This window comes from Pseudoalteromonas sp. bablab_jr011 (genome assembly GCF_016464045.1).
GTDB classification, from domain to species: domain Bacteria; phylum Pseudomonadota; class Gammaproteobacteria; order Enterobacterales; family Alteromonadaceae; genus Pseudoalteromonas; species Pseudoalteromonas lipolytica.
On record NZ_JACDWU010000170.1, the window covers coordinates 58,160 to 80,724 of the forward strand.

General features: G+C 40.2%; 19 protein-coding genes and 2 tRNA genes. 14 read left to right on the forward strand and 7 right to left on the reverse strand.

Annotated features, from left to right (window positions below):
* Positions 1-207: 207 nt before the first annotated feature.
* The 4 genes from trxB (at position 208) to infA (ending at position 2,987) form a co-directional block, all read left to right on the forward strand.
* Positions 208-1,158 carry a thioredoxin-disulfide reductase gene (trxB, locus tag JIG41_RS09235; protein ID WP_036968114.1) on the forward strand — a complete coding sequence of 317 codons (951 nt, stop codon included), beginning with the start codon at positions 208-210 and terminating at the stop codon, positions 1,156-1,158.
* 106 nt (positions 1,159-1,264) lie between these two features.
* Positions 1,265-1,981 (forward strand): leucyl/phenylalanyl-tRNA--protein transferase, encoded by a 717-nt coding sequence (aat, locus tag JIG41_RS09240; RefSeq protein ID WP_036968111.1) that lies wholly within the window; start codon positions 1,265-1,267, stop codon positions 1,979-1,981.
* Positions 1,974-2,678 (forward strand): arginyltransferase, encoded by a 705-nt coding sequence (locus JIG41_RS09245; RefSeq protein ID WP_036968108.1) that lies wholly within the window; start codon positions 1,974-1,976, stop codon positions 2,676-2,678. Before aat ends, JIG41_RS09245 begins: the two co-directional genes overlap by 8 nt.
* A gap of 90 nt (positions 2,679-2,768) precedes the next feature.
* Entirely contained in the window at positions 2,769-2,987 is a 219-nt protein-coding gene (gene infA, locus JIG41_RS09250; RefSeq protein ID WP_002962494.1) for a translation initiation factor IF-1, read from the forward strand.
* Positions 2,988-3,161: 174 nt separating this feature from the next.
* Here the strand turns inward: infA and clpA are convergent, their stop codons facing one another.
* A complete protein-coding gene (gene clpA / locus JIG41_RS09255; protein ID WP_036968105.1) occupies positions 3,162-5,426 on the reverse strand; it encodes an ATP-dependent Clp protease ATP-binding subunit ClpA in 2,265 nt (754 codons plus the stop codon).
* 70 nt (positions 5,427-5,496) lie between these two features.
* Positions 5,497-5,805: an ATP-dependent Clp protease adapter ClpS gene (gene clpS / locus JIG41_RS09260; protein ID WP_174403847.1), complete on the reverse strand. Its 309-nt coding sequence runs from the start codon at positions 5,803-5,805 to the stop codon at positions 5,497-5,499.
* Positions 5,806-6,014: 209 nt separating this feature from the next.
* On the opposite strand from clpS, the gene cspD reads away from it, so the two are divergent.
* On the forward strand, positions 6,015-6,230 hold the full coding sequence (cspD, locus tag JIG41_RS09265) for a cold shock domain-containing protein CspD (RefSeq protein WP_036968098.1): 216 nt from the start codon (positions 6,015-6,017) through the stop codon (positions 6,228-6,230).
* Positions 6,231-6,790: 560 nt separating this feature from the next.
* Positions 6,791-9,013 carry an NADP-dependent isocitrate dehydrogenase gene (locus JIG41_RS09270; RefSeq protein ID WP_065978459.1) on the forward strand — a complete coding sequence of 741 codons (2,223 nt, stop codon included), beginning with the start codon at positions 6,791-6,793 and terminating at the stop codon, positions 9,011-9,013.
* A 304-nt stretch (positions 9,014-9,317) separates the two neighbouring features.
* Here the strand turns inward: JIG41_RS09270 and JIG41_RS09275 are convergent, their stop codons facing one another.
* From JIG41_RS09275 to JIG41_RS09285, 3 genes are all read right to left on the reverse strand, one after another.
* The gene (locus JIG41_RS09275) at positions 9,318-10,544 is read right to left on the reverse strand and encodes an amidohydrolase family protein (protein WP_036968090.1); all 1,227 of its coding nucleotides are present in this window, start codon (positions 10,542-10,544) and stop codon (positions 9,318-9,320) included.
* Positions 10,545-10,555: 11 nt separating this feature from the next.
* On the reverse strand, positions 10,556-11,938 hold the full coding sequence (locus tag JIG41_RS09280) for an amidohydrolase (protein WP_199524604.1): 1,383 nt from the start codon (positions 11,936-11,938) through the stop codon (positions 10,556-10,558).
* Between the two features lie 113 nt (positions 11,939-12,051).
* On the reverse strand, positions 12,052-12,837 hold the full coding sequence (locus tag JIG41_RS09285) for a hypothetical protein (protein ID WP_036968084.1): 786 nt from the start codon (positions 12,835-12,837) through the stop codon (positions 12,052-12,054).
* 364 nt (positions 12,838-13,201) lie between these two features.
* Here JIG41_RS09285 and JIG41_RS09290 point away from each other — a divergent pair, with 364 nt between their 5' ends.
* The gene (locus tag JIG41_RS09290; protein WP_036968081.1) at positions 13,202-13,564 is read left to right on the forward strand and encodes a DUF3718 domain-containing protein; all 363 of its coding nucleotides are present in this window, start codon (positions 13,202-13,204) and stop codon (positions 13,562-13,564) included.
* A 47-nt stretch (positions 13,565-13,611) separates the two neighbouring features.
* On the opposite strand, the gene JIG41_RS09295 is transcribed toward JIG41_RS09290, so the two are convergent.
* Positions 13,612-14,307: a hypothetical protein gene (locus tag JIG41_RS09295; protein ID WP_036968078.1), complete on the reverse strand. Its 696-nt coding sequence runs from the start codon at positions 14,305-14,307 to the stop codon at positions 13,612-13,614.
* A gap of 111 nt (positions 14,308-14,418) precedes the next feature.
* Here JIG41_RS09295 and JIG41_RS09300 point away from each other — a divergent pair, with 111 nt between their 5' ends.
* Both JIG41_RS09300 and JIG41_RS09305 read left to right on the forward strand, forming a co-directional pair.
* Positions 14,419-15,279, forward strand: a complete 861-nt coding sequence (locus tag JIG41_RS09300; protein WP_199524605.1) for a fructosamine kinase family protein — start codon at positions 14,419-14,421, stop codon at positions 15,277-15,279.
* A 212-nt stretch (positions 15,280-15,491) separates the two neighbouring features.
* On the forward strand, positions 15,492-15,695 hold the full coding sequence (locus JIG41_RS09305; protein ID WP_036968072.1) for a CPXCG motif-containing cysteine-rich protein: 204 nt from the start codon (positions 15,492-15,494) through the stop codon (positions 15,693-15,695).
* On the opposite strand, the gene JIG41_RS09310 is transcribed toward JIG41_RS09305, so the two are convergent.
* Positions 15,692-16,321 (reverse strand): riboflavin synthase subunit alpha, encoded by a 630-nt coding sequence (locus JIG41_RS09310; protein ID WP_199524606.1) that lies wholly within the window; start codon positions 16,319-16,321, stop codon positions 15,692-15,694. The two genes, JIG41_RS09305 and JIG41_RS09310, sit on opposite strands and share 4 nt — an antisense overlap.
* Positions 16,322-16,418: 97 nt before the next feature.
* On the opposite strand from JIG41_RS09310, the gene JIG41_RS09315 reads away from it, so the two are divergent.
* The 5 genes from JIG41_RS09315 (at position 16,419) to JIG41_RS09335 (ending at position 22,501) form a co-directional block, all read left to right on the forward strand.
* Positions 16,419-17,774 carry an MATE family efflux transporter gene (locus JIG41_RS09315; protein ID WP_036968066.1) on the forward strand — a complete coding sequence of 452 codons (1,356 nt, stop codon included), beginning with the start codon at positions 16,419-16,421 and terminating at the stop codon, positions 17,772-17,774.
* Positions 17,752-18,771: a DUF3080 family protein gene (locus tag JIG41_RS09320; RefSeq protein ID WP_036968063.1), complete on the forward strand. Its 1,020-nt coding sequence runs from the start codon at positions 17,752-17,754 to the stop codon at positions 18,769-18,771. Before JIG41_RS09315 ends, JIG41_RS09320 begins: the two co-directional genes overlap by 23 nt.
* Positions 18,772-18,884: 113 nt before the next feature.
* Positions 18,885-18,961, forward strand: a tRNA-Val gene (locus JIG41_RS09325).
* A gap of 26 nt (positions 18,962-18,987) precedes the next feature.
* Positions 18,988-19,064: transfer RNA gene (locus JIG41_RS09330), tRNA-Val, on the forward strand.
* A 464-nt stretch (positions 19,065-19,528) separates the two neighbouring features.
* Positions 19,529-22,501 carry a TonB-dependent receptor gene (locus JIG41_RS09335; protein WP_065978466.1) on the forward strand — a complete coding sequence of 991 codons (2,973 nt, stop codon included), beginning with the start codon at positions 19,529-19,531 and terminating at the stop codon, positions 22,499-22,501.
* The last annotated feature ends 64 nt before the right edge of the window (positions 22,502-22,565 follow it).

Consider the following 22,565-nt stretch of genomic DNA (forward strand, 5'->3'; position numbering starts at 1 on the left):
CATGAATTAACGCACTTTGCTACGCTAATACTTCACTATTAGCTCGTTTTATAAGCAAAAAGAGGCATTTAAATTTTATTAAGTAAGGATTATTTGACAGCTTCGCGATTTACTTAAAAAAATAATCCGCCCTTTTGTTTACTTCCGCCTTGTTTTTCTTAGAATCGGGCGCATAGACATCGTATCAAAACGTTTTTAGGAAAAACCATGAGTGACGCAAAACACTGTAAATTACTAATTTTAGGTTCTGGCCCTGCTGGCTACACTGCTGCTGTATATGCTGCACGTGCAAACCTTAACCCTGTTCTTATCACGGGTATTCAACAAGGTGGTCAATTAACAACGACAACTGAAGTTGAAAACTGGCCGGGTGATGCTCACGGCCTAACAGGCCCAGCATTAATGGAACGTATGAAAGAACACGCTGAACGTTTTGAAACTGAAATTGTGTTCGACCACATTAACAAAGTAGATGTATCTAAGCGTCCTTTCACTCTAACAGGTGATTCTGGTACGTATACGTGTGATGCACTTATTATCGCAACAGGCGCATCAGCTAAATACTTAGGCTTAGAGTCTGAAACAAACTTCCAAGGTCGTGGTGTTTCAGCCTGTGCAACGTGCGATGGTTTCTTTTATCGTGGCCAAAAGGTTGCTGTTGTAGGCGGTGGTAATACGGCTGTTGAAGAAGCGTTATATTTATCAAATATTGCAGCAGAAGTTCACGTGGTTCATCGCCGTGATAGCTTCCGCAGTGAAAAAATCTTAGCAGACCGCCTTAAAGAAAAAGCTGAAAATGGTAATGTTGTTTTACACTATAACCGTACCCTAGACGAAGTATTAGGTGATGAAATGGGTGTAACCGGTATTCGCATTAAAGCCACGGATTCTGATGAGACTGAGAATTTAGATCTTGCCGGTGTATTCATTGCGATTGGTCATAAGCCAAACACGGATATGTTTGCAGGTCAGCTTGAAATGAAAGATGGCTACTTAGTGGTTGAATCTGGCTTAAACGGTAACGCAACACAAACAAGCGTACCGGGTGTTTTTGCTGCGGGTGATGTATGTGACCATATTTATCGCCAAGCCATCACATCAGCCGGTACAGGCTGTATGGCAGCACTTGATGCAGAGCGCTTCCTAGACAACCTGTAACCAGCGATTTAAAACACCTTTTTTAAAATACCAAGGGGCTATACAGCCCCTTTTTTTAGGCAAAAATTTTGCTAAAATTATCAAAAATAATAATGAATCCGCTGCAATGACAAAGCAAATTTATCAACTTCCTGAATCAGGTGTTGATTTCCCCAACCCTGAGCATGCCCTTGACGAGCCTGATGGCCTTTTAGCAATTGGCGGTGGGTTATCTGTTGCGCGCTTAAAGAACGCCTATCAATCCGGTATATTCCCTTGGTTTAGTGATTATGAGCCGATTATGTGGTGGTCACCTAGCCTGCGAGGCATCATTGAACTTGACGAGTTTCATGTTAGTCGTAGCTTAAAAAAATATTTAAAGCGCTCTGCGTTTCGCGTCACGATTAATCATGCTTTTTCTCACGTGATTTCAGCTTGCCGTGAACAACGCTTAGACGCAGAAGGTACGTGGATCACTGAGCAAATGATGGATGCTTACATTCAAGCCCATCAACAAGGTCTTGCACACAGTGTCGAGATTTGGCATGACAATGAGTTAGTCGCCGGTCTCTATGGCATTATGCAACATGGCGTATTTTGTGGAGAGTCGATGTTTCACCAAGTATCAAACGGCTCAAAACTAGCGATGTGGGCACTCGTTAACTGGCTAAAGAAACACAATGCTCATTTTATTGATTGTCAGTTAGAGAACCCTTATTTGCTAACTTTAGGTGCAAAAGTTATCCCACGTAGTGAATTTTTAACTAGACTTAAGTTAGCAAAAAACTATGTTCCCACAGCAGACATGTGGCAACCACAAGAGTTGATAAATATTTATGACTGAGCATTTACCCGCTAGGCTTGGTTTGAGCCAGCAATTTGATTGCAGTTATTTACCGGATCGCCAAGAGCAGCTCCTCGTTATATTGGACCCAAGTTGCTATTGCCCTGATAAATTTGAACAATTGTTAGCATTGGGGTTTAGGCGCAGTGGTGACCAAATATATCGTCCTCACTGCCCTGTTTGTAACGCCTGTAATTCAGTGCGTGTCTTAGCGCAACAATTTACGCCTTCTAAATCACAAAAACGTAAACTAAACAAAGCAGACAAACTTTTTACGGTTAGTTACAGTGAATATGAACGCGCAGAATATTACCCTCTTTATTGCAAGTACATTACGCAACGACATCAAGATGGCTCTATGTTTCCGCCTGATCAGAACCAATATGAAAGCTTTTTATTTTGCCAATGGTTGCCTGTGACATTTATTGAACTGCGAGAAGGTGACAAGCTCGTTGCTGTAGCAGTCACCGACTGCATGCACAATGCAGTTTCCGCAATTTACACATTTTTTGATCCCGATTATGAGAAGTACAGCATTGGTAGTATCATGATCATGCAGCAAATTAAGTTTGCTAAACAACAAGCAAAACAATTTGTCTATTTGGGCTATCAAATCGACGAATGTGACAAAATGAAATACAAAACCCAATTTTTGCCCGCAGAAAAGCATCTTGGCGATCACTGGTTGGCGATTTAATTTACAAATTTGAGCCCTGTAGCTTTACTTATTGCTGTATTTTCGGCAAAATCTGCAGCGTTTAACTATTAAAGAGGTGTTACGCTAAACATGGCGAAAGAAGACGTAATCGAAATGCAAGGTACGGTCCTTGATACTTTACCAAATACAATGTTCCGAGTTGAGCTAGAAAATGGTCACGTAGTTGTGGCTCATATCTCTGGAAAAATGCGCAAAAACTATATCCGCATCTTAACTGGCGACAAAGTAACCGTAGAAATGACTCCTTACGATTTATCGAAAGGTCGCATCGTATTCCGTGCTCGCTAAGTTAGTGCGATAACGAGAGATTTAGCTTTTTGCTGCTTTGAATGGGCAGGTGTGTTTATTACAAAGAGCTAAAAGCGTTTATTAAATGGTGTTCAAACTACCCTAGTTTCAATTCCATTTAATAAACAAAAAGCCCAGCATTAGCTGGGCTTTTTGTTTTCTGCCTTTTAAACCTTACGCTGTTTCGAGGTTTGTTTCATATTCAAAGTGAATTTTCTTGTCCTTAACCGACACTTTCACTGAACCACCCGCGGCCAGCTCACCAAATAGAATTTCATTGGCCAACGGCTTTTTGAGCTCGTCTTGAATCACACGCGCCATTGGCCGTGCGCCCATTGCTTTGTCGTAACCTTTATCAGCCAACCATTCACGTGCTTTAGATGTCAGTTCAAGATTAACAGACTTCTTATCTAGCTGAGCTTGAAGCTCAACAATGAATTTATCAACAACCTGCAAAATAACGTCTTTTTCAAGGTGATTAAACCAAATAATGTTATCTAAGCGGTTTCTAAATTCAGGTGAAAAGACCTTGTTAATCTCAGTCATGGCATCGTGAGAATGATCTTGCTCTGTAAAGCCTATCGATTTACGCACAGTCTCTTGTACACCGGCGTTGGTTGTCATTACCACTACCACATTTCTAAAGTCGGCTTTACGGCCGTTATTATCCGTTAAGGTGCCGTGATCCATCACTTGTAATAAAATGTTGTAGATATCTGGATGCGCTTTTTCAATTTCATCAAGCAACACCACCGCGTGTGGGTTTTTGATAACGGCTTCGGTTAATAAACCACCTTGCTCAAAGCCAACATAGCCTGGAGGCGCACCAATCAAACGGCTTACTGCGTGACGTTCAACGTATTCAGACATATCAAAGCGAATAAACTCAACCCCCATGCACTTAGCTAACTGCTTAGTGACCTCTGTTTTACCAACACCCGTTGGGCCTGCAAATAAGAACGACCCCACAGGTTTATCTTCATTTGCGAGTCCAGAGCGAGATAAACGAATAGCCGATGTTAATGCATCAATTGATTGATCTTGACCAAATACAAGCATCTTCAAGTTACGATCAAGGTTCTTTAATGTTTCTTTATCACTTGAAGAAACGCTTTGCTGTGGTATACGCGCCATTTTTGACACAATTAACTCGATATCAGCTACACCAATGGTTTTTTTGCGTTTTGATATCGGTTGTAGGCGCTGATTTGCACCGGCTTCGTCAATCACATCAATCGCTTTGTCAGGTAAATGACGCTCATTAATGTATTTTGCGCTCAGCTCAGCAGCTGCCTTAAGGGCTTTTTGCGTGTAACGAATACCATGATGCTCTTCGTAACGCTCTTTTAAGCCATTGAGGATTTTCGTTGTATCAGCCACACTTGGTTCAAGTACATCAATTTTTTGGAAACGACGTACCAGAGCACGGTCTTTCTCAAAAATATTTTTATACTCGTTGTAAGTGGTCGAGCCCATACAACGTAATTTACCACTTGAAAGTAACGGCTTAATTAAGTTAGACGCATCCATTACACCACCAGACGCAGCACCCGCACCAATAATGGTATGTATCTCATCGATAAATAAAATTGAATGCGGTTTAGCTTGCAGCTCTTTTAGTAACGATTTAAAACGTTTTTCAAAGTCGCCGCGGTATTTTGTACCGGCTAATAATGCGCCCATATCAAGTGAATAAACAACCGCATCGGCTATTACATCAGGCACTTCGTTTTTCACAATACGATAAGCAAGGCCTTCAGCAATGGCTGTTTTACCTACCCCGGCTTCACCAACCAACAATGGATTATTTTTCTTACGACGGCATAATACTTGTACCGTACGCTCGACTTCATTATCACGGCCAACAAGCGGATCGATATTTCCTTCAATCGCTTGCTGATTGAGGTTTGTTGTAAAGTTTTCAAGTTTAGTCGGCTCTTCGCCTTGCACCTCTTGTACTTCTTCATGAATATCATCATGGTCATCGCCACCGATATCATCATCGGCTTTCGAAATACCATGCGAAATGAAGTTAACGATGTCTAAACGATTTACATCCGCTTTTTTAAGTAAATAAACAGCTTGGCTTTCTTGTTCAGAGAAAATAGCCACAAGTACATTTACGCCTGTTACTTCGTTCTTACCTGACGATTGCACATGAAACACCGCGCGTTGAAGCACACGTTGAAAACCCAATGTAGGCTGTGTTTCTCTGTCTTCTTCTAAGTCAGGAATAACCGGCGTTGTTTCGTCGATAAAATCTGATAACTCAACTTTTAACGCGCTCATATCTACACCACAGGCGTTAAGCGCTTCTCCAGCAGAAGGGTTATCGAGCAGCGCGAGTAAAAGATGCTCGACGGTCATAAATTCATGTCGGCGCGTTCTTGCTTCGCGAAACGCCGCATTCAAGGTTAGTTCTAAGTCTTTGTTTAGCATTGGCAACCCCTTACTGAGATAATATTTATATACCGTTGTGATGGGCTAAATGTTCACCCTACCTTGGTATTTATTCCTGCTCACAACTACATAGCAGTGGATGCTCGTTGTCTCGTGCGTAACGATTAACTTGCTCAACTTTAGTGTAAGCAACATCGGCGCTATAAATGCCGCATATTGCTTTACCATTATGATGAACTTGAAGCATCACATCTGTTGCTCTATCGCTATCCATATTAAAAAACGTCATTAGTACTTCTATCACAAAGTCCATTGGCGTGTAATCATCATTATTTAAAATGACCTTATATTTTCGCGGTGGTTGCAGTTTTTGCTTTTCACTATCGCGAACCGTTTCAATAACACCAGAATCTTTCATACCACTCATAATTAAATATAGTCTTGTCTTTAGAACTCAAGCAAACTTGAATAAAAAAATAAATAAATTGTTAAAAAATAGTTCAAAACACTTGACTGACTGCCTAAATAAACTACAGTCAATTATAGATTGATTAAACCTTAGTCAGTCTAGCAAATTACACGGTTTAGAATAACTAAATTAGTCAACTTATAGAAGGATGTAGAAGTATGGCTTGTGGTAAAGTCAAATGGTTCAACAATGCCAAAGGTTTTGGTTTCATCGTAGAAGACGGTAGCGAGACTGATATATTCGCTCATTACTCAACGATTGTAATGGACGGTTATAAAACACTTAAAGCTGGTCAAGATGTAACATTCGAATTGCAACAAGGTCCAAAAGGGTTACACGCAACGAATATTGCGCCTAACGATGAAATTTCTTAGGTATTACCTATTCGAGTATCAAGCGAGCGACCTTGTTAAGTTCCTCGCTTACTCTCTTCCCACTAATATATCTTATATTTATCCTTGAAATTCCTTTTCTTCATCCCAATTGTTTAATTGTTATTAGCCCTTTAGAGCCAAGCTTGTTACACTCTTGTTGCTTAAATTTAGCTTTTTCGTCATTTTGACCTAAGGCTTATGGCTAATTTCATTTTATGCCTATTTAGGCTATAAGAATTTTACAGTCTGTCAGCTGTGGTTATTTTGATACCCCGTATTAAGTTGCAACAGCTAACAGACTGATTGCTATGATACCAATTCAGTTAATTAAATGAGCGATATTGAGGAAAATCTTGCCGATAACTCAGCAAAAGTCGTTATTTAGTGATTCTAAATAAGCGCTGCAATGCTGTTAGGTGCGGTTTATTCTCGAATAAAGCAAATGTTATGGCGAGTTGGTATTATTTGATAGCAATATAATTGCATTGTTGAATATGGCTAATTAAGGGTGGCTGCTTGCAGTAACTGCCAAACATTACGCCAACTATCTAGGAATGATGATGACATCAAAAATTATCTACACTAAAACAGATGAAGCGCCAGCACTGGCAACGTATTCATTGTTACCAATCATCCAGGCGTATACTAACGCGGCAGGTGTTGAAGTTGAAACTCGCGACATTTCATTAGCAGGTCGTGTAATTGCTAACTTCCCTGAGTACCTTACAGAAGAGCAACGTATTGATGATGCACTTGCTGAACTAGGCCAAATGGCTAAAACGCCTGAAGCAAATATTATCAAGCTTCCTAATATCAGTGCGTCGGTTCCACAGCTACGCGCTGTAATCAAAGAGCTACAAGAAAAAGGTTACGCACTACCTGACTACCCATCAGAGCCAAAAACTGATGAAGAGCAAAAAATTAAAGCGACTTACGACAAAATCAAAGGCAGTGCTGTAAACCCTGTACTTCGTGAAGGTAACTCTGACCGTCGTGCACCTAGCTCTGTAAAAGAGTATGCTCGTAATAACCCACATTCAATGGGTGCTTGGAGCAAAGATTCTGAGTCGTATGTTGCAAGTATGGAAGAAGGTGATTTCTTTGGTTCTGAGCAATCAGTGACTGTTGCAGAAGCGACTGATGTGCGTATTGAGCACGTTGCAGAAAATGGCGACGTTACAGTACTTAAAGCAAGCACACCGCTTCTAGCAGGCGAAGTGATTGACGCATCTCGTCTAAGCGTTGCAAAATTACAAGATTTCTTAGCGAAAGAAATTCAGACTGCTAAAGAAAAAGGTGTATTGTTCTCACTACACATGAAAGCAACGATGATGAAGGTATCTGACCCAATCATCTTTGGTCATGCAGTAAAAGTATTCTTTAAAGATGTATTTACCAAACACGCTGACCTTTTCAAAGAGTTAGATGTTGATGTGAATAACGGTTTTGGTGACGTATTTGCTAAAATCGAAAAACTAGATGCTGCTAAAAAAGCTGAAATCGAAGCCGATATCCAAGCTGTTTATGACAACAACCCTGCTATCGCGATGGTTGACTCAGACCGTGGTATTACTAATCTTCACGTACCAAGCGATGTGATCATTGATGCATCAATGCCTGCTGCAATCCGTTCAAGCGGTCAAATGTGGAACAGCGAAGGTAAATTACAAGACACAAGTTTTGTTATTCCAGATCGTTGTTATTCTGGTGTTTACCAAGCAACTATTGATTTCTGTAAAGAAAATGGTGCATTCGATCCTACAACCATGGGTAGCGTACCTAACGTAGGCCTTATGGCACAAAAAGCGGAAGAATACGGCTCACACGATAAAACGTTTGAAGTATCAGCAGCAGGTACTGTTCGCGTGGTAGATACAAACGGCACAACATTACTTGAGCACGCTGTTGAGCAAGGTGACATCTGGCGTATGTGTCAGGTAAAAGATGCACCAATTCAAGATTGGGTTAAACTTGCTGTTAATCGTGCTCGCGCAACAAATACACCCGCGGTATTCTGGTTAGATGAAAATCGTGCGCACGATGCCGAGCTAATCAAAAAAGTAAATGCGTATTTACCACATCACGATACTGATGGTTTAGATATCCGTATTTTAGCACCCCTTGAAGCGACTAAGTTCTCACTTGAGCGTATTAAAGAAGGTAAAGATACGATTTCTGTAACAGGTAACGTACTGCGTGATTACCTAACTGACTTATTCCCTATTCTTGAACTAGGTACAAGCGCTAAAATGCTGTCAATCGTACCACTTATGAACGGTGGTGGTTTATTCGAAACGGGTGCGGGTGGTTCTGCTCCTAAGCATGTACAGCAATTCGAAAAAGAAAACCACTTACGTTGGGATTCTCTGGGTGAGTTTTTAGCACTTGCGGCTTCTTTAGAGCACTTAAGCGTTAATACTGGTAATAAGAAAGCACAAGTACTTGCTGATACGCTAGATAAAGCAACAGGTACTTTCCTTGCTGAAAACAAATCACCTTCACGTAAAGTGAAAGAGATTGATAACCGTGGTTCTCACTTCTTCTTAGCATTATTCTGGGCACAAGAACTTGCTGCTCAAAACGATGACGCTGAGTTAAAAGCACAGTTCACGCAAATCGCTTCTGACCTTGAATCACAAAAAGAGCAAATCGTTACTGAGTTGAACGATGCACAAGGTCAAGCAATGAATGTAGGTGGTTATTACCAACCGAATGACGATGCGGCATTTAAAGCAATGCGTCCAAGCACAACATTCAATGACATTTTAGCTAAATTAGTTTAATTGTTATTGAAATCTGTTAAAAAAGCGCTCATTGAGCGCTTTTTTTTATGAATGCGATAATACCAACCCGCAATACGACTTAATTATTTTGAGTGATTAAACCTGTCGCTACCTGCGTTAAAAATGTCTAATTTACGACAGCATGGATGCAGGAGATAGAGCAATGCAGGAGCAATTGCCGAGAACAACTTACTAACGACATTTTTGCCTTGGTATAAACGGGGGTTTTATTGCGTGAAAAAAAAGACCAGTTAATTAAGCTAATTGGTATAAAAGGCCGCATAGGCGGCCTTTCTTATTAAAATTACTTTGTGTACGCTCTTGGCATCGCTGATTCGGTTGTGTAACGTTCGCGCAATTTATCTTGACGCGCTTCAGTTGAAACCTCTTCACCATTGATCCACATTTTACTTACGTGTGATTTCAATTCAAATGGATCATTAGACCACATTACTAAGTTCGCACGTTTGCCTGTTGCTATTGCTCCTGAGTTCAAGCCAAAAACATCCGCAATATTACTGGTCACCGCATTCAATGCACCTTGTTGTGTCATACCATACGACACAGCGTTACCCGCATCAAAACGCAACTGGTAAACATTGTGACTCGAGTCCCCTGCAACACCAATAATCACTTTAACACCGGCTTTTTCGAGTTTGCCTGCATTGGCTAAGTTAGCATGCATTGAATCAAAGCTACCCGGTAAATTTGCCATAGAACTGATAATCACCGGCACATTAGCTTTTGCTAAAGTATCCGCAACAACAACGGCATCATCACCACCATGAATTACTAAATTAATTCCAAACGTGTCTTTTAATTTCACTAATTCATAGATATCTGACGCGCGTTGTACACTGGCAATCAGTGGCATTTCACCTGAGAGTACTTTATCAAGGATCTTTTGCTCTGTGGTGGGGTCTTTTTTATCATCTTTTTTAGCTGACTTGTGCCCTTCAAGCTTGTCGATCAGTGTTTTCATCGACATTGCACGTGAGCCTTTACGCTTTTCACCTAAATGAACCACAAGGGCAACTTGTTTTTGATTTACACTATCGAATGAACCCGATAAATCAACAACAGAGGCAAGACCTGCAAAAATACTTTCACCACCATTTGGCACGATTACGTCTTGAGTAATCCCGCCTTTTCGAGCATAAGGAATTAAGCTACTGCGTGGGTTAAAAGCAAGACTAGGATCGAAATCAATACTCGCTTTATCATCACCGCCGTCACGAGAACCCGCAACAGCCCCTACTTCAACTAAGCCAAGTTGGTTCATCGTACCGATAAACCCTGCGGTCACGATTTGACCTTGAGCATCAACAGTGGTGTCTGCATTTATTGATTCTGGATTAATTGCAACAATTTTTCCCTCGTCAATAACGACACTAGCACCTTCTAATACACCTTGTTCTGTTGATGTGTGAATGGTTGCATTAATAATTGCAATCGATTGTGCGCTCGCTACCGACGAAAATAAACCAGCAGCAACTAAAGAGAGCGAAAATGTTTTAGTTAATTTTGTCATCAATGTTACTCCTACTGTTGACCAAGCATGAAATCGCTTTGTGCTTGATATTTTTCATCATGACGATCGTATACCTTGGCACCATCAATAAATACTTGCTCAGCTTTTGCGTACACACTAAAAGGGTTTTGATTCCAGATAACAACATCGGCTTGTTTACCCGATTCAAGTGAGCCTGTTTTATCATCGATACCCAGTGATTTAGCAGCGTTTGCTGTGATCCACTTAATAGCGTGTTGTTCTGAAATATTAAAACCAACATCGTTTGCACGGTACATCACTTTACCTGCTTCTTGGTTTAAGCGTTGAATAGTTGTATCAGAATCTGAGTGGACAATCGCGCATGAGTTTTTAACCGCATCGACAATAGCCACGTTTTCTTGAACCATGTCATAGGCTTCCATTTTAAAGCCCCACCAATCTGGCCACATTGCTGCACAGTTGCCGTTTTCAGCGAGTAAATCGGCAATCTTGTACGCTTCAATACCGTGGTGGAAAGTGCCTGAGTGATAACCAAATTCTTTGCCTAGGTCGATCATCATCGCCATTTCTTCTGCTTTATAACAGTGGTTATGAATAAGAATATCGCCATCAAGGACACCAGCTAGCGTGTCTAGCTTAATATCACGGTGAGGAATTTCAGGATTTTTACCTGCCGCGTAATCGCTGTCATATTTTTCCCACTGACGCTTATATTCCGTTGCATCAATCCATGCTGTTCTGTAGCCCGCCATATTACCCATACGTGTTGAAGGTAATACCCCTTTGCTTCCATAAACACGTTTTGGGTTTTCACCACAAGCCATTTTTAAGCCATAGGGTGCATCAGGGAATTTCATACCTTGCATTGTATGTGAAGGAACATTTTTTAAAGTAACACCACGGCCACCAATTAAATTTGCTGAGCCTGGTAAAATTTGTAATGACGTAATGCCGCCTTCACGAGCACGGTTAAAACCAGGGTCTTGCGGCCAAATAGAGTGTTCAACCCATACTTCAGCAGTCACTGGGCTTGTCATTTCGTTACCATCTTGATGCGATGCCACAGACGGTGTTGGGTATGCGCCTAAATGCGAATGCACATCGATGATACCGGGCGTGACCCACTTGCCTTGTGCATCAATGGTGTTATCTGCTTGTACAGATAAGTCCTTGCCTACTTGTTGTACTTTACCATCAACAAAATAAACATCAGCCTCATCTAAACGCTCACCGGTGCCTGTTAGTACCGTTGCATTGGTAATAAGAGTACTTGTTGATGCCAGTGGCTTATAAGTACTTGGGTATGGGTTTTTATCAATCGTTACTTTTGGATCTTGTGGGCCATTATCTTGGCAACCCGCAAGCGCGATACCAAGTGAAATAACCATCAAGGATGGTGCAAATTTATGCATTTTGTTGTTTCTCCTTTTTTTATTATATAACTTTAATCAAATGTTAATAGCAATGCTAACAAACGAGGTAAGTGACGTTTAAGTAAGACGAATTACGTTATTTCTTCCGTTACTTATTTTTTAATGTAATTCGTATAGAGCTTCTCTAATGCACCTTCGGTCGTGAGGCTAGGATCTTTATTAATAAAATGCGTCACGGTACGGGTTACGAAATCAGAGTTTTGTTTATGTTGTTTAGCAAAGCTTTTGATTAAAGTATTGGCATCAGTGGCTGCCGTTACTTTTTCATGACGGTGGCGATATTGACTCAAGGCACGATTAAAATCGCCGTTATAATCTTCAACGACTAATTTATAAAAGTCACTTTTATCGACGCTAAGCTCGTTGATACAGTAATTTAGCGCCTCTTTAAAGTCGTAAAAGACTATTCCTTGCACATCAAATTCAGTGCGTTTTTCGCGAATAGTAACGCGGGCATCTTCAGTCGAATAACTGTAGCCCTGAAAATCAAGCCGCTGTGCAGCTTCTTCGCCCAATTTCATTCCCGCTTTAATGCTATGAACAAATTCATCACTCATATCATCAAGCTCATTTTCGTGCCACATGTGAAATACTCGCAGCGCTTTGGCATATTTATTGGCTATTTTCTTTTTTACTTTGGTGAATCGGCCATCAATCGTTAACACTCGCTCATTATGAAGTAGCGCAAAACATTCATAACACGCTGGTATTGAAATAAATTCAGCGTCTTCACCTAAATCAATAATACTTTGCATCATATGAAGAGGGGGGCAATAGTCGCGCTCAGTTGCCTCACAACCACAATAAAAGCATTGATTAAAATGCTTAGAATGTGAGGCATAGGCTTGTTGATAATAGCCTGATAATTTTGTGGTCACTTAAACTCCTTACACTTTATTCAGTGTCTAATAGTGAACATTTAAATTAGAGTTAAAACGTAAATGTAGCAATACCGTAAAACAAATAGAAAATACGCTCTCTAAACCTGCTCAGTTTGCTCTAAAATGAAATTATTTTCTCGTTATTTGTGTCAAAATTCATACTTTAAAATATGTCTAATCAAACGGTTATATATTGGGGTACACATCTACATACTTGCTTACATCTTGTCCGTTTTCATTAACAGCAATCAATCAAATTTAGGGTAATACTTTAATGGTGCCTAGCAAATAGGAATTGTGAAGTATCCCACGCGAGGTTGCACGACTTTCATGTCACATGGACAAACAACTGGAGAGAAAGATGAATACATTAACATTAGCATTTGGTACAGCACTTATTGTCGGTTCTTCAATGGCAGCAACAGATGCAAACGCCGCACAGTTTGTAGCTGCAGATAATTCTGCTGGGACACAAGCATGTATGGCTATTGTGTCAAATAAACCCATAAACCTTGCTCAAACAATGCGTGATTTACGCTTAAACAAACGCGTCATCTCAGACAAGTTACAGTGCAATGATATGTCTACGGCACAGTTTGCCAGCACCTATGGCTTTAATAAATCAGCAAGCTACTTAAATTTAGAGCAACAAACAAAAACAAGTATTCAAGATATCGCTAAAGTCAGTGATAACACCGTCTACGTCATTTCGGGTTCTAAATAATGACAGATTTGATGTAGCAGACCTTGTATAGGTCTGCTACACACTTTTTATAAAAGCGCAGCAATTAAGCCAAATACACCACCAAACACGCCACCCCAAATAACCAGCCAGCCTAAATGTTCTTTAATCATTGTTTGAATGATATCTTTTACCATGACGGGAGTTAGTTCGTTTAAACGCTCATCCACTAACCTTTCTACCGTGTTATGTAACGAGCCACCAATGTGCGAGTTTGCAAACAGCTTTTCATCGAGTATTGTTTTAAATTCGTCACTGTGAGAAATATCAATGACGGCCTGTTTCATTTTATTTATGAACGGCTCACGCATTGGCTCTAAGGCATCACGTCCACCAAACATTCCTAACATACTGCCAAATTGCGATTGCTCAATAACTTCGATTAATGAGTCATAGGCTGGGCTTAGGTTTACTTCAGCAATAACAGGCTCTAATTCTATTTGAGGTTTCGCAAGAGCCATCACTTGATCTATTTTCTCTGCCGCGAAAAATTCCGTCATGACTAACTGCCTGATGGATGCTTTAAACGACTCAAACTTTAGCGTAATGACACCTGAACCATACAAGAAAGGCACTTTTTCAAACAGCATATGTATCGCTAACCAGTTTGTTACAGCGCCAGACAAAGCAAATAATCCCACAGATAATACAATTGCCTGATCAAACAAAAATCCAACTAACACGAAGGCCAAAGCCACTAAATTAGTAACAAGACTTTTATTCATTTAAATCCTCACGCACACAGCCAAATATTTAATAATATTAACGCTATGAGATTGTTAATTCACCGACTTTTTGCCATAGTTTAACTACATGGTTAAAAGGTGAGCGATATTATGTGGAATTCAGTGAATGAACAGATAAGCCAAGCTATGCACTTTGATTTTAAGCATACCTTTAAACGCCAACTGCAATCGCCCAACAGCGATAAATACTTTGAACTGCGCGATGAAAATCACCGATTTTTTGTCAAGGTGGCTCACTTAAGTGATTTAGAAAGATTAGAGTGCGAATCCTTTAATTTAAAGCTTTTAACGCAAGAAAGCTTATTTATGATCCCCGACTGCATTGCCACAGGGTGCAATATTGAATTTTCATTCATCGTTTTAGAGTGGTTAGAACTGGACAAACTTCCTCACTCAAATTGGCATACGATGGGCGAACATTTAGCCACACTTCATCAAAAGCATACGCAAGCCATGTTTGGTTTTGATCACGACAACTTTTTAGGCCCCACAGTCCAGCCAAACCGATGGCACAAAAAATGGGATGTTTTTTTTGCAGAAGAACGGATTGGTTGGCAACTTCAGCTCTTACAAGAGAAAGGCATTGAACTCGTTGATCAAGATATGTTTATCGCTTTTATTAAAGACACCTTGCACGGCCATAATGTCGAACCTTCATTACTGCATGGCGACTTTTGGCGACGAAATATGGGCTTTATACAAGCGATTCCTAGTCTGTATGACCCTGCTTGCTATTATGGTGACCGGGAATGCGATATCGCTATGAGCGAACTTTTCGCACCGCTTCCTGATGCTTTTTATACTGCATACAATCAACAATACCCCCTGCAAAATGGCTATGAACAGCGTAAATTGATCTATCAGCTATACCCTATTTTAAATCACGCTAATATTTTTGCCGGACACTATCTGACTGAAGCTAAACAACAAATTGATTTGCTGCTTAAATAAACTTTAAATTGCTGTAAAACGAATGTCATAAACGCAAGAACAGGACTATAGTGTAAATAGAACACGTTTATATACAGGTGCTAGCCGCTTGTTTAGCGGTTAGTGTGTAAGTTATATCAATCTTATTAAATTTGCGTTCATCACCATTAGATTACGATTTTATAAGATTGCAATTTAACGAATTCAGGCATGCCTGATTAAGGTAAAAGCTGATGAAAGATAACTTTTCTCAACGTATATCCTGCCCTCATTGTGGACATCATATATTCGTGGCATTAGATGCCAGCGAAGGCGACCAAGATTATTACGAAGAATGTAGCGCATGCTGTAACCCTATTCATTTAAACATGCACATTGACTACGCACACAACAAATTAGAATTACATGTTGACAGTGACGACGAGCAAATTTTTTAATTTGCTTGTCGTGCCAAATAGTTTTCAACCGTGTATATAATTGTGTAAGTTTGTTGGTCAACCTCAATATTGAGTAGATTGCCTTCGCGTTGTTTATCTAAATTAGTAATCGCGAGAGTTTCAGGTATGAGGTGTAACCAAAAACCACGCTCATCAACCTCACCCACAGTTAAACTTGCACCATTTACGCTGACAAACCCTTTGTACAATACATATTTTTGCCACTTTGGATCGATTGTAAGATGCATTTTGCAGTTATTTTGTTCATGTATAATAGACGTTATGTTTGCCATACAGTGAATATGGCCCGATACAATATGCCCCCCAAGCTCAGTGCCTACCGTTACGGAGCGCTCAAAGTTGGCCCAATGTCCGTTTTGTAATTGACCAAGGTTAGTCAACTTTAATGTCTCATCAATCACATCAAAATAAATAAGTGTAAAATCACTGTCCTGAAGTGCTTTAAATTCGACAACAGTCAAACAACAGCCATTAATTGCAATGCTGGCACCCACACTCAGTTTTTGCGCATACTCATTAGCGACTTTTAAGGTTAACCTTAGTACTCCACCCTCGTGCTTTGTGTGTTCGACAATGGCTTGAGTTTGTATAATTCCAGTAAACATCTTGGCGTCTTCTTTTATTCGCAAAATACATATCTGCGATTTTTATTGATCTTTGAATAGATTACAATGACAACCTGTTTTTTTAGTTGTGTATTTTATGTCTTTTTGTAGTTGGGAAGCCAAACGGTTAATTTCTTTAGCCATCCCTGTATTTTTGGCGCAAGTGACCCTGATATTAATGACGGTTGTTGATACCGTAATGGCAGGACAAGTGAGTGCAACGGATCTGGCTGCATTATCAATTGCAACAGGTATTTGGAACCCCTTAATGTTAGCGCTTCAAGGTATCCTGCTTGCACTGACGGGAATTATTGCGCAGTTTTCGGGCTCAAATGACAAACACGGCATAAGCCATTATTTTCAACAAGGCCTATATTTAGCGCTGGTGCTTAGTGTCATTGGCTTAGGGCTTGCTACTTTAGCAGACAGTATTCTCTCTCATTTAAATACAACAGCGGCGATTACAACGCTCGCTGAACAGTATATACATTTTGTAAAATGGGGCATTTTTGGCTTTTTACTCTTTAGTGTTTATCGCAATATCACTGAGGGTATGGGCATGACCAAACCTGCTTTTTACATAAGCTTAATCGGCTTAGCCGTTAATATTCCAGCTAACTACGTGTTTATACACGGTCATTTAGGTTTTAATGCGTATGGCGGTGCAGGCTGTGGTATTGCAACGGCGTTAGTTTTTACGGCGATGGCTATCACACAAATGATATACTGCCATTTTGATAAAAAAATTAATGCAAAGGCGTTATTAGCGAATTTCTCGTTACCACAGCCTGCCACTATGTGGACAATCACTAAAGTCGGCATTCCTATTTCATTGGCCACATTTTTCGAAGTGACACTGTTTGCTTGTATTCCGCTGTTTATTGCACATTTAGGTGCTGTTGCTGTCGCAGGCCATCAAATAGCGGCAAGTGTAACCACTTTACTTTTCATGATGCCGTTGAGTTTATCTATAGCTATTAGTATTCGTATTGGTAATTTGTTTGGACAACAGCATTTCAAACAATTAAGAAGTGCGGTGAGTACAAGCTATATTTTAGCCGCTATTATTGCCTTTTTATTGGCGAGTGTGACTTTCTTTGCGCGAGATATTATTAGCCAACTGTACTCAGATAATCCTGAGGTTTTAGCGCTTGCCTCATCAATCATGGTACTTGCCTGTATTTACCAATTACCTGATGCATTACAAGTTTCTGCCAATGGAATTTTACGTGGTTTAAAGTATACCGCCCCAATTGGTTATATTACCTTCGTGTCGTATTGGTTGATCGGTTTTGCACTTGGATTCGTACTTGCTCGTACAGATTTAATTGTGCCAGCGATGGGGCCTCATGGGTTTTGGATAGGTATTATCGTTGGCCTCAGTGCTGCGGCCATCATGTTGATGTACACAGTTCATAGGCGATTTAACTATGCACCTTTTCAGCAAAACTAAGTCTTTATTTAAGCTCACAGTGTGTGCTGTGAGCCTTGTGCTATTTGGTTGCTCACCCTCAGCCAGTGATATAAACAAAACATATGCCGAAAGGCTCAATAATGTTCTTGCATTTAAAGAATTTGAACTCACTAAACCCGCGCGTATTGAGCCCGTTCATTTTGATATCGTTTCAGGCAGCGCTCACACCATTGGCATGTTAGAACTTGCGCAGTTACGTCAATGTGAACTCGCTACGTTAATTGCAGAGCATAATAATCAATTAGGTAAAACAGCCACTGCTGCGGGTGTGCTTAGCTATCAAATTGAATTTATTCAAGCCGCTGAAAAGTGCTTAGATACCCTATCGCCTGACAATCCGCTGTATACAAAAATTGCCCAAGCTTCTGAGCAAAAACAACAAACGCTCCCGCAGTATTTTGAAGCAATGATAACTAACGAAAGAGAATTTAAAGTTATTTGGCAACTTACGTCATCTAACTTAGATGAACACACGGCAGGCTTCACAGAAACCGAGCACGCTATGAGCATGTTCGCGATGTTAAACGAACAAATTAAAACCGGTGACATTAGTGAAATTGATACAGCGTCGCTTATAAACGCGTTAGAAGTATTAAATAAGTTTAAATACAACACCTTATTAGTGTCTGCCGTAAGAACACAAATTCATTATAATGAGCAACTCACAACGTTATTGCAGCAATATGAAATAGACGCACTCTGCCCTGCTAACAAAAATAAACAGAAAGCACAAAAGCTCAGTAATATTTTTAAAAAGTTTTATTTAGAGCAGTTACAACCTTATCAATCATTCTTAACAGGTAAACTCGAGTCACTGCTACCTTTGTACGAAAAAATATGGCAAGACCCAACGTTAGGTCATTATGTTGATAGCAGCCATGAAGGCAACATTCTTACAGAGCTTAAATTTTCAGCAAAACAACACGTTACTTGGTGGCAAAACTTTTATAAGCAGTGTGAAATTAGTCCATTATGAATAAAAAAACAGCACTTAACACAAAAATAGCTAAAGCAGCTTGATTCAAGAAACCAGTCGCTATATATTAGCCACCGTTGTTTAGCCAATTAAACAACCGCTTAAATCAAAATACAACCGTAGCTCAGTTGGTTAGAGCACTACCTTGACATGGTAGGGGTCGGTGGTTCGAATCCACTCGGTTGTACCACGATTTATTTGATATTTCTTTATTGTACGACCGTAGCTCAGTTGGTTAGAGCACTACCTTGACATGGTAGGGGTCGGTGGTTCGAATCCACTCGGTCGTACCAATTCTCTCCAAAAATTTTACATAAAAATAATTAGCCCAGTTGCTTAAAGCACACCCTCTCTTAATTATATCTTCCCTAGCACTGTTGGTTATATCACGCTCACTGCTCCTAGCCCACGCCAGATACTGCAAGCTTTAAGCGAGTCGTAGAATAATAAAAAATCGCAATGACTCTGTTAGTTACCGCACTTATTTATCATTTAATTACTACATGAAATAAACGGTAATAATGAAAACGAATTAATAAATAACGGTAAATGGCTTGTGTTATTTTTTAATCAATTTTTTAAATCAACTGTTGACGTAAACGAAAATTAGCACTACCCTTTTCTGGAAGCGCTTTCAGAAGCGTTTTCTTTTTCGTTATTTATGGTAGCGCTTCCATATTTATGAAAAGGCATATTTAGACAACAATAGCATGCACTTGCTGCGTGAATAACAATGATAAAGAACGAGGGAAACCTAATGTCAAGCCATAACTTTAAAAGAACAAAGTTAGCAACTAGCTTATCTTTGCTCTTAGGTGCAAGTACCTGTTTACCGGCCTTCGCAGAACAAACTGAACACAACAGCGACATTGAAGTTATTCAAGTTACTGGTTTTAAAGGTAGTATAAAAGAATCAACGCAACTAAAACGCTACTCTTCCGGTGTTGTGGATGCAATATCGTCTGAAGATATTGGTAAATTCCCAGACACGAATCTAGCAGAATCATTACAACGCATTACGGGTGTATCAATTGATAGAAGTAATGGTGAAGGCTCGAAGGTTACTGTGCGTGGTTTTGGTCCTGATTATAATATGGTTACCCTCAATGGCCGTACTATGCCAGCAGCTTCCTTACCAGCGGGAGGAGGAACACCTAACTCAAGAGCTTATGACTTTGCAAACTTAGCCTCTGAAAGTGTTAAATCAGTCGAAGTTTATAAAACAGGTAAAGCAAGCATTGCTTCAGGTGGAATTGGTGCAGCAATCAACATTAATACAACTCGCCCATTAGATAACCCTGGTTTAATTGCAAACGTGGGTGTAAAAGCAATGCACGATACAACAAATCGTGTTGCTGATGATATCACTCCAGAGATATCAGGTATTTTTAGTTGGACTGATGCCGATGCCAAATTTGGCGTATCACTCACCGCGAGTATGCAAAAACGTGATAGCTCTGCAACGGGTGCATTTGTCAACGAATGGCGCACAACAGCATACGATGGAACAATTCCACAAGCAGCTGATGACATTATTGTTGAGAACGCCCCTGCTATGGGCCAGTATTATTCAATGCCATCTGATCTTCGCTATACAATTGCGGACCGCGAAAGAACACGTACGAACACTCAATTAACTTTACAATATAGTCCCGTCGAATCATTAACAGCAACACTTGATTATACCTATTCGCAACAAGACTTATATGAAGCACGCGCAGAGCAGTCAATATGGATGGATAACTATAAAACCCACCTAATATTTGACGATAATGCCGTAAAAACGCCTATTTATTACCAAGAAGAGCGTCGTGATTTATCAACTCGAGATATAGGTTTGGCTCTACAAGAGTTAAATCAAGTAAATAAAAATGACTCTATCGGCCTAAACCTTGAGTACTTTTTTAATGATCAACTCAGCTTTGTTTTTGACGCACATAGCTCAAAAGCAACAAGTGAACCCGATGCCCCCTACGGCAGCTGGGTAAATGCGGGATTAGGTGCCAATATAGTTGCAGGCCAGCAAGTTGACTTTAGCCGAGATCTTCCTTCGATGGTTATCAATTTTGATGATTGCTCGCGCACTAACCTTAACTGCAGTGGGGCTTTGGAACAAAGCGATGTAGGTACTTCTATTCTTGATAGTAACTTTGCTCGTCAAGAATCAACGGTCGATGAATTCCGATTACTCGGTAAATATGAAATAGAAACGGGCGTGATTGACTTCGGCATTGAGTCTCGTTCAATGGAAAGTCATTCATTACAATCTCTTACTCGAAATACAATGGGTAACTGGGGTATCGAAAACCCAGGGGAACTTCCTGATGGTTATTTAAACCCGACTAATTTTTTAAATGAATTTGATGACTACGATACCTCAGGATCATTTGATCAAGGGTTTACTGGCAGCGCATCTGAAATTGGTTATTGGGCTGCACAGCAGTACGGTTTTAACTTTGCTGCTGACGGTGCATTCGCAACCAACCGAACAATAAAAGAAGAAATTAAAGCAGCCTTTGTACAATATAAACATCAAGGTGAAATAGGTGATATGCCATTCAACCTATTAGTGGGTGCGCGTTACGAAACCACAGATGTCACATCAACTGCTAATATTGATTTACCTAATGCTGTTGCATGGGAAGGCAATAATGACTTCAATGTGCGTTATGGTACAGATAAACAAGATTACTCTCTCAGTTCTGACTACAACCATTTTTTACCGAGTATCGATTTCGATATAAACGTGGTTGATGATGTAAAAGTGAGAGCATCATACAGCACCACGATCGCCCGCCCTACTTATGATAATTTAAGTTCTGCAGCGACTGTCGGCGTACCTACAGGTCCAAAACTTATTCCGGGAACAACGAATGCACCAGCATCAACAGGTAACCCGGGGTTAGTCCCGCTTGAGTCTGACAATTTTGATGTGTCTGTTGAATGGTATTACAGTGATGTCAGTTATGTATCTGTTGGTTATTACAATAAAAAAGTCGACAACTTTATTGGTTTAACACCCATGACACAAAACTACTATGACTTACGTGATGTCTCAGCTGGCCCTCGTGCACAAGCGGCCATTGCTGAATTACAAGCCAGAGGACTTGCAATAACAGATTCAAACCTATTCCAAATGGTGGCTGCAATGGAAAATGGGGTTGAATTTGACTCAATGAGCTACGAAGAATTCGAAGCCGCATATGATATATTGCCTAATGGTGACGATCCGTTAATGGAATTTACAGCTCAAGTGCCAACCAACAATAAAGACGCCAAAATAGACGGGTATGAATTAGCGATTCAGCACTTCTTCGGTGACTCTGGGTTTGGTGTTCAAGCCAACTACACCATTGTAAATGGCGATATTGATTTTAACGTTGCAGCAGATCCCACAACAACACAATTTGCATTAGTCGGTTTAAGTGATACAGCAAATATCATAGCCATGTACGAAAATGATAAATTCCAAGCGCGTATTGCCTATAACTGGAGGGATAAGTTCTTAAACAGTGCTGCACGATATGTTAACGAACCAGCATTCACAGAAGAATATTATCAAGTCGATTTTAATGTGGCATATAACTACAGTGAAAAAATGTCTTTCTTTATAGAAGGGATTAACATCACAGAACAAAATAGCCGCCAGCATGGTCGCTACAAAGCACAGTTATGGAATTTAGAACAAAATGGCGCGCGTTATAATGTCGGTATGCGCTATAACTTCTAGATACTATCTCTTATCGTGATGCATTTTTAGCCAGTCTCTTGATGCACAAACACCGTACGTGTTT